Raw genomic sequence first — 15376 nt, forward strand, 5'->3', positions numbered from 1 at the left:
TTCACCGCCTGCGCTCCCGTCGAAACTCGGAGATACAGCGCAGCGCGAAGCGGCTTACTACCTTCTTGGTTCATTGTGTTTTCTCCCTTTTCTTGTTGGAAAAAGGTCTGCCTCGTCCCAAAATTTCGTTTATCTGTTCGGTCAGAAAGTCCTCAACGGCTTTCAACTCGCCATCCAGAACAGCATTCTGAAGCGTAACCTCGGCTGTAATTTCAGCAGGGTTCCAGCGAGATCGTTTCGCTCCAACTCCAGCACTACGTTTAGACGTGGAAATTCGCCGTTTTTGAGAGGCTGAAAAACGGCTTACTCTACTTGCTTGTGTTCTGTCCTTTGCCATTGGTCTCTTGAGAATGTTTGGCACGAATGCCGTAACACGGGCGGATGCGTTATATCCGGTCGCGGCCCTCATGACCGCTTCAAGAAGTGCGAGACTTTGACATCCAAGACGTCGACACGAAGTGTGAGCACGACCGATCATCGCGCGGCAGGTAGATAAACTTTACAAATTGAACTGGCGCACACAGAACACCCCTATCCATTAACACTGGCCATTTTGGCTGTTTTTCTGGCAGCGACTGTCGTGCCGCTTCAAGGTGGCCACACGATCGGCGGCCGTTCTGCTGTGTTGAAGAACATAGTCCGCTGGAATAGCCCTGTCAAGAGGTATTTAAATTTTTACTGTTTACTATCAACGACTTACAAACACGACCCATATTGGCCAAATTTCAAAATGACGAAGAAATTTTCCTGCCCCTCCGGCATTTTATCTTTGAACGCTTGCTGACTGGATGAACACAGCTGGGCGAGCAGCCATTGCCAGCCCAGCTGTTCGACCCTGTCTATTCTGGGCCCTCGCTTAAAGAATGGATGCCACGCGTTGCGAGCGCACGTTCGATCCTGGCATACGCCTGAATCGCTTCATGCTTCGAGTGCTTCCCATTACAGAATTCGTATCCGTAAATATCTGCACCCGAGTCATGAATATCGTAGCCGAGTGCGAGAAACGCGTTACGCGCAGCATCAGTCCATCGCTCGATATGGTCCGACGGGTCGAAAACGGAGACCCTGGCGATCTGGTGTCCTCTCTGAGTGTAGTGCCGTTCGACCCAGAGATGACATGGTTTCAGGCCATACTTTATCATGAGCCATAGAGTGACATCACAGATGTCTTGCTCAATATCGGCCTCGTTTTCCAAGTCGCGCAAACGTCGTTCCCGTTTGATCTGAAGAGGGCAGCGTGTCATGATCTCACCTCGCACGTGGGAACATGGCGAGAATGTCGCTGAGGCGTGCGCCATGCCATCGAGTCATCTCCGACGCAGGCAACCGCCGTTCATATCCAATGCGATCGAGCACAGATGGTTTCTGGCGCGCAAGAACCTGATGGATATGACGCAGCGCCGCCTCGACTGCATCAGCATCTGGAAACGATTGTGCCAAAATACCATGCAGGTCACAAAACGTCTCGAAACCGCTCTTGTCATCGAGTGCATCGAGCAGATCGCACAGGCTGGCGCCATTGTAGTGCAAATGTCTTTCCGTCGCGGCCGTCGCATCAAAACGAGCCTGACTGATATCGTGAGTGATCGTGCTATGCATGATAAACTCCCTTTTATGCTGTGAAGTGACTGGTGATGCCTATTCTTCGGCTTCATGTTCCCGAAGGTCTTAGGAAACGATCAGGCGGCGCATACGCGTTGGACTTGTTCGCCAGTCTTCTGCGCGGATAGCGAGAAAATTTATCGCATCCGCGCAGGAAAGGGGCCGCCCCGCAACTGAGGCGGCGTGACAACCAGCGTCAGGCATCGCTCTCACCCAAGTTTGGTATGATATCGGCTGCGCGAAGTGCATCGTCTAATCCATCTGCCAGCAAGCAGATTTCGGCCAGGACCGCATCTTCAGGCTCCAGCATATTGAGACAACCAAACTCGAAGCCAGGATTGTTGTGTGCATCCTCCAAATGCAGAATGCTGTTTAGTTCGAGAAAGAGACGTTCCATGCGACGCGTCAGCGGCCCCGGCTGAGCAAGCCCTTCTTGGATCGCATCCACGAGTCGCGCCCCCCTTTTGCCCGCCAAAAGAGCAGAGGCATTAGCGATCCCTTCTTTGCGCTCCGACATAAACTGGCGAAGTTCAAATTCTTCTCGTGGTATGGTGCAGACATTGGTGCCGGCAATGTACTGTTTGTGAAACATGAGACAGTCCTCCTATAGCAATATGCGGAACCGGGTTTCGTCCCGGCGGGTCAGGAAAGTCGGAGGCTAAAGTCTCGGAAGTTACCGATGCTCGTATATTTCAAGTGTTTCACAGAAGCGGCGTAAGTCTTGAGTGGCGTGGTTCCTTGCGTCAGTTATTTTTCTCGTTAGACGCCGATAATGTTGGCCAATATCTGCAATGACGAAATATTTTTTTCGCAATATTTCTTGAGAAAGATAAGTTTCACCGGCAGACTTTGGATGGCAACGAAAGCTGCAAGGCGTCTAAGAAAACAGGAGCTGTTCAAACTGATGGCATAGAGCGCATTGGAGCGTTAACAAAAATTTATACAACTGACCGCAGTATCCTGCTATTGGAGGGTAAGCCTATAATGTCGTGCTTCAAGTATCGAGGGGCGCGAAGAGACTGGGATAGCACCCTGAGGAGCCGATGGAACTTTCTAAAAGAAACTTGCCAAGCCCAATCGAGCAGGAGCTTGGCGATGATGGGATGCCCACAGGTCTTGAAAAGGAGGCCCATGACGACGAACTGATTGGTATCGTTAGGCCATTTGACCCAGAAAAAATTAAGATCGTAAGGGAGACGAAGACCGTAAGCCTGTTGAACATACGCATTCAACATGGCGAAATGGATTTGTCGCCCGATTTCCAGCGGAATGCGGGGATATGGAACCTAAAACAGAAGAGCCGTTTGATTGAATCTCTTTTGCTGCGGATACCTTTACCTGCGTTCTATGTAGCAAGTGATAGGGATGAAAACTGGGCCGTAGTCGACGGGCTTCAAAGGCTTTCAACGATATCTGACTTCATGAATGGCGAATTTTCTTTGCGTGGCTTGGAGTATCTGGTGCAGTTGGAGGATCTAAGTTTCGAAAAATTGCCGCGAAGCATGCAGAGAAGGATTGAGGAAACAGAGCTGGTTTTGAACGTTATTCAACCTGGAACTCCAGAAGAAGTGATGTTCAATGTTTTTAGTCGAATTAACACCGGCGGGCTTACCCTCAATGGTCAGGAAATCCGACACGCGATAAACAAAGGGCCAGCACGCGAGCTGTTGCGTGACCTGGCGAAGAGTAAGGAATTCCTCCAAGCGACAAGCCGTAGTATTTCGGATAGGCGAATGCTTGCACGTGAATGTGTCTTACGATTTATGGCGTTCTGGTTAACAGACTGGCGAGAATACACCTCAAATGACCTTGATGGTTTCTTGAACTCGGCTATGAGAAAACTCAATGAAATGTCCGATTGGAATAGAAGTGATTGTGCTGCGGCTTTCCAGAAGGGAATGAGGGCAGCCTTCGACATTTTTGGAGATGACGCCTTTCGAAAACGCTATGATCTGAGAGACGCGCGCAAACCGATCAGTAAGCCCCTTTTCGAGACTTGGAGTGTTTGTTTGGCTAAGCTGACAGAGGCTGAGATTGAATATTTGGTTGAGAACGCAGCCGTGCTGCGTGGAATTTTTTCAGAATTATTATTGCATGATCGAGATTATGAGGTCTCGATTTCAAACTCTACGGGAGTTCCTGCGAGAGTGCGTCGGCGGTTTATTGCTACCGAAGAAATGATAGATAAGGCGCTGAAGAAATGTGCAAAATAATATCCATAAATCTGAAGAATTTTAAGTGTTTCAGAGAAGACGAAATTGACATTGGAAATTTAACGATCCTGACCGGATTGAACGGAATGGGAAAGAGTAGTGTTATTCAGGCGTTGCTGCTGTTACGACAATCTTTTGGTTTATCATTTCAGCGAAGCCGTCGGTTGAAGTTGAACGGTGATCTGATCGAGCTGGGAACTGGTGCCGATGTCTTTTTCGACTTGGCTGAGGATGACGACCTTTCGTTAGGGTATGACTTCGTGGATTCCCGAGGCCAAATAATGCGCAGCAAATTCAATTATGCGTATGATCGCAATTCTGATAGCCTCAAGCCTTCTGGTTCCACGCGTATCTTCAACAATCGTCTGGATTTCATTTGGGACGAGAACAGCAACGACTGGGTGCCTGTTGACACCCATGACGTATTTCAGTCGCCACCAATTTTCTCTTCCCGTGGGTTTCAGTATCTTTCAGCGGAGCGGCTTGGGCCGAGGAAAATGCTTCCTTCTTCGGAAGAGCATGTACGGAATAACCAGATTGGAGCTCAAGGGGAGTTTGTTCTTGGCTTGCTCTCCCGTCCTTCAGACGGTTTATTGAATGAGGCAGATCCTCGACTGCACATAGATGGTAGTTCATCGTCCCTTCGGGCTCAGGTTGAAGCTTGGTTGCAAGAGGTAAGTCCTGGCACGCGAATTGAGATTGGAAGCTACTCCGAAATTGATGCTTTTACGTCGCGGTATTCCTTTGAAAGGAAGAGGGATGTTCCCTCAAAGCCATTTCGGTCCACAAATGTTGGCTTTGGAATTTCATATGTTCTTCCCGTTTTGGTCTCGCTCTTGAGTGCTCGCCCAGGGGATTTAGTTATAATCGAGAACCCCGAAGCACATCTTCATCCCAGAGGGCAAACACGTTTAGGACAATTGGCGGCCCAAACGTCAGCAGCTGGTGTTCAGGTTATTATCGAAACTCATAGTGATCATTTTCTTGATGGTGTTCGAATTTCGGCCAAGGAAAGAAAATGTGACCCGGATGACGTGGAAATTCATTACTTCACAAGGTTTGGTTCTGAAGCTGCGGTGATTAGCCCTGATTTGCAGGAAGACGGTAGGCTTTCCGAATGGCCGGAAGGTTTTTTTGATGAAAGAGATTTCAACATCGCCAGGCTATTAACGCCGATTTCTGGAAAATGAATATGAGAGAATTTGCGTTTAATGATGCTTGTGGCGAGGGCGCTTTTTCGTCCCGAGTTAATGCCTGCGATGCGTTGTCGAACATCAGTATCGGAATGGCTTCGTTAGTTGATGCAGGTCTGACTCATTCAGCCATTCGGCTTTCAAAACCAGTCAGTGATATTATTATTGGAAGTGATCTCAGCCTGTTTGACGCGATGCTTGAGGTCACCAATAATGCGGAGACAAAAGACCAGGGTGTATTTTTAATGCACCTTTCCCAAAAGGTTCCTCTTGAACAAGACTTAGATGATGAGTCTTTCGAGCGCTTGGCTGGCTGGGCTCTCAAAGATCACCCTGATTGCTATGGTTTGTTGTTGTGTGCCTCATCGGACCGAATAGCAGTGAGTGCTGCGGAAGATTCCTCGTGGCATAATAATTTTGTTGAAGTTTCTGTGGTTAAGCCCGATCCCATCCACGGTCATATTGAAGAGCACTGCCAAGTTGGCAATGTCTATTCTGACAAGGTTGAAGCTCTGAAGAAGGCGATCATTGAAGAAGGAATAGGTGATAAGTCTGCAGCTGATATCTGGGACGAGCGGGCCGCGCTTTTTCCTCATCTTATTTTCGCGCCATCAGTCGCAAATAATCTGAAGGCATTGGGGGATATACAATTTTCTCAGGCGGTAAAGAAATTGCAGCAATTGAATACTTCGGCATCAAAGTGGGAAGGTCGACCTTGTTATGTCTTGGACGTTAGGGGCGAAACTGAGAGCACAATGAATAAGTATGGGAAGCTACGTAAATTCCTTGGAGAGGATGGAGCGTCTCACATATATGAACTTCATGCCAACGTAACAGATGGGTTTCGTGTGCACGTTCGTGAACTTCCGGATACCCAGAAAATTGAGGTTGGTTACATCGGGCCACATCTGAAGGTCTCAAAAAGAAATTGATGCGTATTTCGATGATAGACTATCGAACAATCGAGACGCCAAAGCCTCCCACAACCAAAATTTACCATACACAACCACCCTCTTTAACACCAAATGGTGGCTTCTTGCGTTGGGAGCGTAAATTCGGCGAACAAGCGGCGGAACCTTCCTCCATCTTAATGGGTCAGAGTAAAAAATTTCTGACAATCTCTTTATCGGCGATGTGCCCTTCCTTTTGATAGCGCAGCGTTTGATGCTTGAGCTCAGTCGCGCAGATCACAAAAGACGCACCCAGCAAAGTAGCTATGAGCGCCCCAGCGACAAGACACGTCGTACTTCCACCGAAGAGAGCGCTATAGACAATCGACCTAAAAGTTTTTGCCCCTGAAAAACTCAGTCCATGCACTTGAAATAGGCAAATATCGTCGAGCAAAGTCTGCTTTTTTCCACTTTTTATAGAAAGCTTTAAACTCTGAATAGAAAACTCTTTGCACCGCTCTGCTTGGCTCCACCCCTGCATTTATAGCCTCATCGATTTGTTCGCGATGTTGCACGTAAAATGCATGTTTTTGATTGCGTTCAACCAACTGATGCTGAATTTCGAGTTCTTTCATGCGTTGCTTCTCCTCCCGAACACGAGAAATTCCGGCAGCATCCAATTCATTCTGCATCTGTATCATGCGCTGCCGTATATATGCAGCTTGTGTCTTTGCTTCGTCACCTTCCGCTTCTTCCAAAGCTCTTACATATGCAATTTGGTCAAAACGCTGCTCTATGAACTCCTTTGATATTTCCTCATAGAGCTTGTCTTCAATCTCTCTGCGGATCCGCTTTTTAGAACGCTGTATCTCTTTAAAACGCGACAACATTGAGTGTCCTATCGAATCGCCCCCAGCTTTCCGGAGGCATATAGCTACATTTCACACGAACATATCGAACACATTGCGCTGTTCATAGAAGTTCTCTTCGGCCTCGGCTGGCGGGATATTCCCAATAGGTCCAAGAAGGCGGCGATTGTTGAACCAGTAGGCGCAACAAAGCCAAAACATTCACCGAAAGGAACGAGAAGGGTGAGTACTCGCCCTTCGGTGTCGATGGTCAGGGCGCACCCTGCAAAAGGTCTTTTATGCTTTGATAAAAAGAGGCTTTGAAGCTCGGGTCATTCGCGTGGAGCTTATAGAGTTCAAGCTCCTCTTTGCGCCGACGCAGCATAACATCCTTCATGATCTTCTCGAAGGCGATATCTCGCGAGTACGGATCGGGGTTTTCACTGAATTTATTTTCATAGTCCGGGTGCGCCTTGACGCTGTCAATGATGTTGAGAAATTTTACTCGTTGCTCTTCCGGGGTAGCACTCCAGCCTTGGAACCATCGTTCATTAAAACTTCTAACAATTTCCTCCAAAAGATCTTCATCCCCCTTATCCTCACGGTATCCACGAGGATTCGGGTTCTGGGGCTGCAGTTCGGCCTCAGCAGAATCCAGCTCTACAGCTTCATTCAGCTTGGTGCGTTGAAGGCCATATGAGGAAAGATCTACTGCTTCGAGAAGTTCATCCAAGGCATCCTGATTTGGGTCTTGGATTTTCAACTTGGGAATCAAAAACTTCAGAAACCAAAACAATTTCTCCCAATCCAGGACTTCGAAGGGCATGATCGAAGCCATCTGCCCATAGATCTTAACGAATTGCTTAGACTTAATCTTGAAGTCTATCTTTTCTTCGTCCTCAAGGTCCAAGCCTTCGTTGAACCGATCCGCTGCCGTATCAATCAATGGACTTAACACTTCGGAATCCTCACCCTCAAAGAAGTGGGCGCAGAATTCCTCGACTTCCAACCACTCATAAACACTTGATTCATCAAGCGTAGCTTTCAGCTCATGGAGCACATTGACGTCCGTGGCTTCGGACAGTGTTGTCACAGTAAAAAAAGGATCGAAGGCAGACTTGATGTCCTCGGTTTCGTTGAAAAAATCGAGCACAAAAAGGTCTTCAGTCCGTTTACCAAGCTTTGGCGATGACCTGTTCAGCCGCGATAGTGCCTGTACAGCCAAGACTGATTGAAGCTTCTTATCGATGTACATCGCGCAAAGCTTTGGCTGGTCAAAGCCGGTCAGATACTTGTTCGCTACGATTAGCAGGCGGTATTCGTCCTTATCGAACTCGGATCGGGTCTTATCCTCAGCGATGCCATTCATCTCCGCTTCGGTATATTTGATCCCGTCGACCTCTTTCTCACCAGAGAAGGCAATCAATGCCTTGAAGGGATTGCCACGCTTGTTCAATTCAGCCTGAACCGCCTTGTAGTAACGGATCGCCACCTCAATGTTCTGTGTGACGATCATCCCCTTGCCCTTGCCACGCAGCTTCTTGGTGTTGACTACGTTGTCGATGAAGTGGCCAATCATGATCTCGGCCTTCGTATTGATCGTCTGCTGGCTGCGCTCGACATAGGCGCGTAGCTTCTTCTGCGCCTTGGCCGTGTCGAAGATTGGGTTTTCCTCAATCGACTTCTGAATCTCGTAGTAGCCCTTGTAGGTAGTGTAATTGGCCAGAACATCGAGGATGAAACCTTCCTCAATCGCCTGCTTCATTGAGTACAGGTGGAAGGGTTTGAAACTCCCGTCGGGTTGTTGCGAACCAAATTTCTCCAGCGTGGTGTTCTTGGGCGTGGCAGTGAAGGCAAAATAGGAGGCGTTGCCGCGCATTTTGCGGCCCCGCATGGCTTTCAGGATATTGTCCTGGTTATCCTCTTCATCCGGATCTGTCGCGCCGCCCATAGCCTGGTTCATTTTGTCATGGGAAATGCCGCTTTGACCGCTATGGGCCTCGTCGATAATCACGGCAAAGCGCTTTCCGCTCAGGTCCGCTATGCCGTCAATGATATTTGGGAACTTCTGGATCGTCGTGATGATAATCTTCTTGCCATTCTCCAGCGCCGCCTTCAGATCGGCCGAGCGCATCGCTGGGGCGACGATGTTCTTTACCTCCGAAAAGTCGCGGATGTTGTCGCGCAACTGCTTGTCCAGCAACCTACGGTCCGTAACCACAATCACGCTGTCAAACAGCGGCGTATCCAGCGCGCGTGCGCCGGGCAGGTCCATGCTGTCGGGATAGTTCTCGATCAACTGATACGCCGTCCAAGTGATGCTGTTCGATTTACCTGAGCCGGCCGAGTGCTGGATCAGATAACTATGGCCGACGCCATGCTCTGCCGTAGCGCTCAACAGCTTACGGACAACATCAAGCTGGTGATAGCGAGGGAAGATCAGCGTTTTCTTGGCCAACGGATCAGTGGATTTGCCTTCAAGCAGAACGAAATGCTGGATGATCCCAGCAAGGCTATTCGGCTGGAACACTTCTTTCCACAGATAAGCTGTCTTGTGGCCTTCTGGGTTGGGCGGATTGCCTGCGCCCTCGTTGTGGCCCTTGTTGAATGGTAGGAAGAAGGTCTTGCCTGCCGCCAGCTTGGTCGTCATCCATACTTCGTCCGTATCGGCGGTCATATGGACCAGCACGCGGCCAAACTGGAATAGGGTCTGACTGGCGTCACGTTCGCGGTATTGCTTCTGGCCGTGATAACGAGCGCTCTGATGGGTCCAGGCGTTCTTTAGCTCCAACGTGACAATAGGCAGGCCGTTCAGGAACAGCACCATGTCTACGGATTCATTCGGATTGGCCCTGGAGTGATGAACCTGTCGGGTAACACTCCAGATATTGGCGGCAAAGTTGTCGTGGACCTTTTGCGCCGAACTGGCCAGCGGCGCAGGATACATCAGGGTGAAATGCGCGTCATCGACAGGCAAGCCCTTTTTCAAAATATGCAGCACGCCCTTGCGTTTGACCAGCTTGTCGAACTGGCCAGTGATCTTGGCCTGCCAGTCGACAGGATTTCGGGTCTTCAGCTTGTCGAGCGCCTTGCCCTGCGTGGTCTCAAGGAATTCCCAGAACAAGGCGGCGTCAAGCGCGAGGCCAGCGTCAAAGTCAGCGGGGCGGCCGATGCGGTAGGGGCCTTTGCGCATAACACCGTCGGCCAGTTCCTCGGATATCGTGCCGGTCAGGTACCGTTCGATAGCCTGTTCCAGCGCGATTTCCTTGGTGTTGCTGACCGAGATATTCATAAGGCACCCTCAAATAACCAAGTTACGTCGCACAGCCTCGTGCTGCAACATTTCTCTCCACTGGCTCCAATCGGAATAGATATCGGTGCCGTAGTAGACACCATCCTGATCGAACTGCTGAAATCGAACCTTCTGGTCCTCTGAAAGGCTTTCATCATGCTCGAATGCTGTCTCAGTGGCGTGCAGCATATCCTTGATGTAATTGTCCGATACTTTTGACAATCTGTCGGCAACTTCACTCTTATTCGACATCTGGAGCTCCTCTAAGAAACCTTGATCTTTCCTGTCACCGTAGCGTTGATCAGGCTTGTTTTGTATTCCTTCAGCGTATCAATTTGAGCTTTTTTGATTTCCAAAGTATCATTGATCTTCTGGGTCACGCCATCAATGTAGTTGACGATGCATTCCTGCTCTTCTCTGGGAGGAGTGGGGACTGAAATTGCGCCGAAGTCGTCGGTGTAAAGACGCATGAAACCAGAAGAGCCCGTACCCAAGCCGCGGGACGACACTCTGAATCGTGCGCCCATTTCTTTTGTCTTGAAAAGGCTCAGATAGTACGGGCCAAACAGGTCATCACGCATATCAAAGATTGCGTAATCGGGGCTTACGAGGCCTGGCTGATCAACTATGCCAAACAAGCCGATTGAGGCTCGCATCCGGTTCATAACCAGTTGACCGGGGTAAACCTTCTTGTAGCCGACGAGTTCAGCATCTGAAATCGGCTTTTCGGAAACCTCATCATGCGGAACAAGGCCTTCGATCATGCGAAGCGACAGCAATGTCTCTTTTCCGCTTTCGGTGCGTTCGTTTCGCTCATGAAAAAGCCGCTTTAGGGGCGTAGCCTCCCAATGCGCGGGGATTTGGCCGATCCAGTCGATGCCGCTGTCTTTCAGGGGGGCATCGGGATTCAGGCCGCGGGTGACGGCCTGCTGGATCAGGATCTGCCTGCGCTCGGCCAAAAGCTTGATCTGCTCCTCCTTGATCCGCATCGCTTTATCAATCTTGGCGCATTTCTCGTCCAGAAACCCCGCGATGGCGCGTTGTTCGGGGAGCGGAGGAAACGGGAGCTCGGCATTTGCAACGAAACTCGGGTTCGCTCTCGGCATTTTTGCCCCGTAGGTAGAGCCATTCACGAAATTTATAAAATCTGACGATCGCATAGCATATGCCAGAAAGTCACCCAACGCCTCTTCTATAGGCGCGAAAACCAGAAACTCTGACGAACAAATACCAGCGAACTCTGGCTTAGTCACTTTGGCGAGGTAAGGACGGAGTTTCCCAAACAGGATGTCTCCCGCATCAAAGGTTGTCGCCACCCCTTCGACCTCACTCCCTCCCGCAAGAATCTGCCCAGACCAACTCTCCACATTTTCCATCCCAATGTAAGGCAAGATGCTTCCTACGCTGCCGACCTTTTTAGATTTCATGGTGGCCGCATATTTGACGCGTCGAGCTTCCCAATGATCAGGGATAATTGGGAGGTGAGCTGCCGAGGTTGTGCTCATGCGATCATACTTCGGGTAAGTCGAGACACTCATTCCGCCGTCTCCAACTTCGTCGCCACCTCAACACCCAGGATATCAGCAATCAGCCCGTCGGCTTTTTCCTCCAGCACCAGAATATCCTGTGTCACTTCCTCAAGGCTCCGTAGGGGCTTGTGACGGTAGAAATACTTGTTGAAACTGATCTCATAACCGATCTTCACAGAGTCGAGGTTGATCCAAGCTTCCTCCACATGCGGTTTCACCTCTGCCAAGAAGTAGCGATGGATGTCGTCCTTGAGCGGCACGCTTTCCGTATCGCGCAGGTCGGTCGCCGTCTCATAGGTCAGATAGCTGCCATCGGGTTGGACATACCACCCAAAATCCGCCAGATCGTCCGTGGCGCAGCCAAAATGCGTGGTCAGGTCGTCCAGATCACTTGAGGACATTTTGCGACGCTTCGCGATGACTTTCTCGGCCGTCTCGTCATACCAGCTGACCGCATTCAGGATCGCGTTTTTCTCAGTCGCGGACAGCTTAATTTTGCGGGCTTTGATTGCCTTAGTCACAGCATCGCGGAAGGCGTTGAAATCGGATGTCTCGTTAGTGCCGATATCGCCCATGAGTTGGGTCGCCGCGTGGAGCAGGTCGCGGAGTTTGACCCAGTATTTGGTGTCGGTCAGCTTGCCGCGCGCCTTGGCGTTCAGAGTGATCCCCTGCTCTTCGCACCATGCGGTGATGGCTTTGATCTGATCCTTCAAAAAACCAGGCTCATAGACCTTGTCTCCATGCTCTGCATAGAGCCATTCCATCGGCTCGCGCAGAGACTTGTCGAAACGCAAGGGATCGATGCGATCCTCGGTAAAACCCGCCCGGCGGCGGTCAGGGCGTTCGATCGTAACCTTGTAGTAACCGAAGTCCTCATTGTCGAAGATTTGCACGGCGATGCCTACGGGATCATTGTTGGCGTCGATCTCGCGCTCAATGGGGGTGAAGTTCAGGTAGGCCTCAGTGATTTGTTTAATATGGTCCTCTGAGAATTCGCAGTTCTTGTCACCAAGGTTCTTGCGCAACTTACGATAGAGGAGGTTTGCGTCGATCAGTTGCACCTTGCCCTTGCGCGCCTCGGGTTTGGAATTGGTCAGGAGCCAGATGTAGGTGGTGATGCCGGTGTTATAGAAAAGGTTATTCGGCAGCTGGATGATGGCGTCCAGCATGTCGTTTTCGATGATATAGCGGCGGATGTTGGACTCACCGCTGCCGGCATCGCCGGTGAAGAGGCTGGAGCCATTGTGGACCGATGCGATACGAGATCCGAGCGGGCTGGTGCCCACGGGCTTCATCTTGTTGACCATCTCCATCAGGAACAGCAGTTGGCCATCCGAGGAGCGTGGGGTTGCATCCATAGTCTCTTTCTTGCCCCAGTAGTCAGTCAGCTCAACCTGAAAACGGGAATCAATGACATCCTTGCCATCCTTGATATATTTGACATCGCTGTTCCAACTTTTGCCATAGGGCGGGTTTGACAGCATAAAATCGAAACGATTGGCCGAGAATTCGTCTGTGTAGAGGGTGGAACCGACGCGGATATTCTCAGGGTTGTTGCCCTTGATCATCATATCCGATTTGCAGATCGCATAGGTCTCGTCGTTAATCTCCTTGCCGTAGAGATAAACGTCGCCCCGCGCCTGGATTGGGCCGCTGGGTTCTTTGATGTAATTCTGCGCTTCGGTCAGCATACCGCCCGATCCACAGGCGGGGTCATAAATCGTCATGACCGGCGGCAATTGATCCTTGATCGGATCAAACATGAGGTGCGTCATGAGGTGGATCACCTCGCGCGGAGTGAAGTGTTCCCCTGCCTCCTCGTTGTTCTCTTCGTTAAACTTGCGGATCAGTTCTTCGAAGACATAGCCCATGCCAAGGTTCGACAAGCCCGGCAGAGTGTTTCCCTCAGGGTCTTCGACTTCATGTGGCGTCAAGTTGATGTAGGGCGAGACGAATTTTTCGATGACGTCGAGCAGCACCTGTTTGTCCGCCATGTGCCGCATTTGGTCGAGAAGCTTGAAGCGGGAGACGATCTCTTTGACATTCTCGGAAAAGCCGTCGAGGTAGTCCTCAATATTAGCCAGCATTATCTGCTGGTTGTTCGTGGCGGTGCCGTGAAGCTTCTTCAGTGTCCACGGGCTGGTGTTAAAGAACACATAGCCCGATGCATCCTTCAGAGGCTCATCGTCCAGTTCGAGTGCGCCCATGTCTTCTTTTTGGTAGCGCACCTCTTCGAGGACTGCGTCCTTGGTTGGCTCCAGCAAGGTATCCAAGCGCCGTAGGACGACCATCGGCAGGATGACATCACGATACTTCCCTCGCACGTAGACGTCCCGGAGACAGTCATCGGCGATGCGCCAGATGAAGGAAACGAGATTATTGTGACTTGTCTGGTTCATTGCCTGCCGCCCAGTTGATTTCCGTTTCATTGGACAGAAAACTGCCACAGCAAGGGTAGGACTAACAGCGCCAAACCTCAACTATGTTCAATGCTCACATTGAAGGGCAAAGAGACTTCGAGCTAATAGATATGTAATTGCCCGATAATGCCACAATTACCCCACCGCGCCACCTTGCAGTAACTTGGACACAGGTTGTCTGACACTTGGCTAAAGGATAACCGGAACTGCGTACAAAGCCGATGGCACCCGTGTAAGATTTCCGATGGCACCCGTGTAAGATTTAATGAGCGACGCGCTTCCCCAAGCGGATTTTAACACCGCCTTCATCGTCAATTTCATGAGAAGCAATTTCGTAAACCGCAATAAGCTTGCCTGATCCAAATAGTTCTTGGTTCTCGTCTTTCCCACCATGTCGAACGATGGCGTACTTGCTTTTCTGGAGCGCCTCCATGAATTGCTCATATTTTCTTTGGAACCCGTTGCGAGCCCCTTTAAAGGGGTCGCTATATACCAGATTGGTATCAATGCGTGCGCTATGCAGAACCGGGGCATTCTCAATATTAAGTCCGTAGCCCTTGGCGTATCCAGTCCATGATGACCGATAAGTAAATCCTGAGTTCAAATCTCTCATTTTAATCATTGCGAAGGTCCTACATTTATTAATCAGTTAATTGCGCTGAACCAAAGTTATCAGGCTGCGTGCTCCTGATCCAGCTGGCATTCAAGGGCCAGCCTTGCCGATCCGACCACATAGGAAAGCTCCTCAATCCTATTCAAGCGCACTTCGGAGAAGCCGTTCCCCCAGCGTCCGACACCTGTAACGTCTCCGACCAAACCTCGAGGATCGCTGATGTCGTGAGGCTCAATGTTTAGAGAAAAACGAGGACCTTTGGCCTGAGGAACTACGTCTGCGAAGTTGGTTTCCGCTTTGGAGGCAAAATCCATCGATTGACCATCGATTGAAGTGAGTACACCCATTCCGACATTTTTTTCAATCCTGCGGTCGAGGATGGTTTTCGAACAATGTTCGCGGTCTCATCGTTCCTTGATGTCGACGAAATACAGAAAGAACCGAATATCCGTATCATCGTTGCCGTGGACACAAATTATGGCGGGTCTATTAGCGTACTATAGCGAGCCCACAGGCGATACTGATTGACAGGTTAGTCGGGATTTCGTGTTCTGTGAAATGCGTTCAACCAGTGAGCGTCTGCTTCTGGGAAGATGCGTAGAAACGCCGAATGGCCTGCAAAATATCCTTTGGAGTGAGCGCGACTCCTTGACGAATAGGAGTGCCGCGAACAGACAAAATGGTAGACCCGACATGACTTATCAAACAAAGGCCCCAAATCAACCTATCCGTGCTGCGCTATATCTCCGAGTTTCAACGGGAGCGCAGGCGGTGAA

General features: G+C 50.1%; 13 protein-coding genes. 4 read left to right on the plus strand and 9 right to left on the minus strand.

What is annotated here, in order from left to right; all coding sequences use genetic code 11:
- Nucleotides 1–295: hypothetical protein (locus KO492_RS09450; RefSeq protein ID WP_216044734.1), on the plus strand; the 295-nt coding region annotated here is incomplete at its 5' end.
- Nucleotides 296–1248: 953 nt separating this feature from the next.
- On the opposite strand, the gene KO492_RS09455 is transcribed toward KO492_RS09450, so the two are convergent.
- Both KO492_RS09455 and KO492_RS09460 read right to left on the minus strand, forming a co-directional pair.
- Nucleotides 1249–1599, minus strand: coding sequence for a hypothetical protein (locus KO492_RS09455; protein ID WP_216044735.1), 351 nt, complete (start codon nt 1597–1599; stop codon nt 1249–1251).
- 199 nt (nt 1600–1798) lie between these two features.
- Nucleotides 1799–2194 carry a hypothetical protein gene (locus KO492_RS09460; protein WP_216044736.1) on the minus strand — a complete coding sequence of 132 codons (396 nt, stop codon included), beginning with the start codon at nt 2192–2194 and terminating at the stop codon, nt 1799–1801.
- Nucleotides 2195–2645: 451 nt separating this feature from the next.
- On the opposite strand from KO492_RS09460, the gene KO492_RS09465 reads away from it, so the two are divergent.
- Genes KO492_RS09465 through KO492_RS09475 form a run of 3 tightly spaced genes read left to right on the plus strand, consistent with a single transcriptional unit; the run spans nt 2646 to nt 5940 of the window.
- Entirely contained in the window at nt 2646–3815 is a 1170-nt protein-coding gene (locus KO492_RS09465) for a DUF262 domain-containing protein (protein ID WP_216044737.1), read from the plus strand.
- The gene (locus KO492_RS09470; RefSeq protein WP_216044738.1) at nt 3803–5005 is read left to right on the plus strand and encodes a DUF3696 domain-containing protein; all 1203 of its coding nucleotides are present in this window, start codon (nt 3803–3805) and stop codon (nt 5003–5005) included. Before KO492_RS09465 ends, KO492_RS09470 begins: the two co-directional genes overlap by 13 nt.
- A 2-nt stretch (nt 5006–5007) precedes the next feature.
- Complete coding sequence (locus KO492_RS09475; RefSeq protein ID WP_216044739.1) at nt 5008–5940, plus strand: hypothetical protein; 933 nt, start codon at nt 5008–5010, stop codon at nt 5938–5940.
- A gap of 347 nt (nt 5941–6287) precedes the next feature.
- Here the strand turns inward: KO492_RS09475 and KO492_RS09480 are convergent, their stop codons facing one another.
- From KO492_RS09480 to KO492_RS09510, 7 genes are all read right to left on the minus strand, one after another.
- The gene (locus KO492_RS09480; RefSeq protein WP_216044740.1) at nt 6288–6788 is read right to left on the minus strand and encodes a hypothetical protein; all 501 of its coding nucleotides are present in this window, start codon (nt 6786–6788) and stop codon (nt 6288–6290) included.
- Nucleotides 6789–7017: 229 nt separating this feature from the next.
- A complete protein-coding gene (locus tag KO492_RS09485) occupies nt 7018–10038 on the minus strand; it encodes a type I restriction endonuclease subunit R (protein ID WP_216044741.1) in 3021 nt (1006 codons plus the stop codon).
- 9 nt (nt 10039–10047) lie between these two features.
- Nucleotides 10048–10290, minus strand: a complete 243-nt coding sequence (locus tag KO492_RS09490) for a hypothetical protein (RefSeq protein WP_216044742.1) — start codon at nt 10288–10290, stop codon at nt 10048–10050.
- An 11-nt stretch (nt 10291–10301) separates the two neighbouring features.
- Nucleotides 10302–11576, minus strand: a complete 1275-nt coding sequence (locus KO492_RS09495) for a restriction endonuclease subunit S (RefSeq protein ID WP_216044743.1) — start codon at nt 11574–11576, stop codon at nt 10302–10304.
- Nucleotides 11573–13966 carry a type I restriction-modification system subunit M gene (locus KO492_RS09500; RefSeq protein WP_216044744.1) on the minus strand — a complete coding sequence of 798 codons (2394 nt, stop codon included), beginning with the start codon at nt 13964–13966 and terminating at the stop codon, nt 11573–11575. The genes KO492_RS09495 and KO492_RS09500 overlap by 4 nt, the downstream gene beginning before the upstream one ends.
- 283 nt (nt 13967–14249) lie before the next feature.
- Entirely contained in the window at nt 14250–14609 is a 360-nt protein-coding gene (locus tag KO492_RS09505) for a hypothetical protein (RefSeq protein ID WP_216044745.1), read from the minus strand.
- A gap of 50 nt (nt 14610–14659) precedes the next feature.
- Nucleotides 14660–14947: a hypothetical protein gene (locus KO492_RS09510; protein WP_216044746.1), complete on the minus strand. Its 288-nt coding sequence runs from the start codon at nt 14945–14947 to the stop codon at nt 14660–14662.
- Between the last annotated feature and the right edge of the window lie 429 nt (nt 14948–15376).

The sequence above is a fragment of the Celeribacter halophilus genome (genome assembly GCF_018860305.1).
GTDB classification, from domain to species: Bacteria; Pseudomonadota; Alphaproteobacteria; order Rhodobacterales; family Rhodobacteraceae; genus Celeribacter; species Celeribacter halophilus_A.

Bases quoted from the DNA above. Each gene is read 5' to 3' on its own strand.
- KO492_RS09455 (WP_216044735.1), bottom strand. From the start codon at position 1,599: ATGCATAGCACGATCACTCACGATATCAGTCAGGCTCGTTTTGATGCG.
- KO492_RS09460 (WP_216044736.1), bottom strand. From the start codon at position 2,194: ATGTTTCACAAACAGTACATTGCCGGCACCAATGTCTGCACCATACCA.
- KO492_RS09465 (WP_216044737.1), top strand. From the start codon at position 2,646: ATGGAACTTTCTAAAAGAAACTTGCCAAGCCCAATCGAGCAGGAGCTT.
- KO492_RS09470 (WP_216044738.1), top strand. From the start codon at position 3,803: ATGTGCAAAATAATATCCATAAATCTGAAGAATTTTAAGTGTTTCAGA.
- KO492_RS09475 (WP_216044739.1), top strand. From the start codon at position 5,008: ATGAGAGAATTTGCGTTTAATGATGCTTGTGGCGAGGGCGCTTTTTCG.
- KO492_RS09480 (WP_216044740.1), bottom strand. From the start codon at position 6,788: ATGTTGTCGCGTTTTAAAGAGATACAGCGTTCTAAAAAGCGGATCCGC.
- KO492_RS09485 (WP_216044741.1), bottom strand. From the start codon at position 10,038: ATGAATATCTCGGTCAGCAACACCAAGGAAATCGCGCTGGAACAGGCT.
- KO492_RS09490 (WP_216044742.1), bottom strand. From the start codon at position 10,290: ATGTCGAATAAGAGTGAAGTTGCCGACAGATTGTCAAAAGTATCGGAC.
- KO492_RS09495 (WP_216044743.1), bottom strand. From the start codon at position 11,576: ATGAGTGTCTCGACTTACCCGAAGTATGATCGCATGAGCACAACCTCG.
- KO492_RS09500 (WP_216044744.1), bottom strand. From the start codon at position 13,966: ATGAACCAGACAAGTCACAATAATCTCGTTTCCTTCATCTGGCGCATC.
- KO492_RS09505 (WP_216044745.1), bottom strand. From the start codon at position 14,609: ATGATTAAAATGAGAGATTTGAACTCAGGATTTACTTATCGGTCATCA.
- KO492_RS09510 (WP_216044746.1), bottom strand. From the start codon at position 14,947: ATGGGTGTACTCACTTCAATCGATGGTCAATCGATGGATTTTGCCTCC.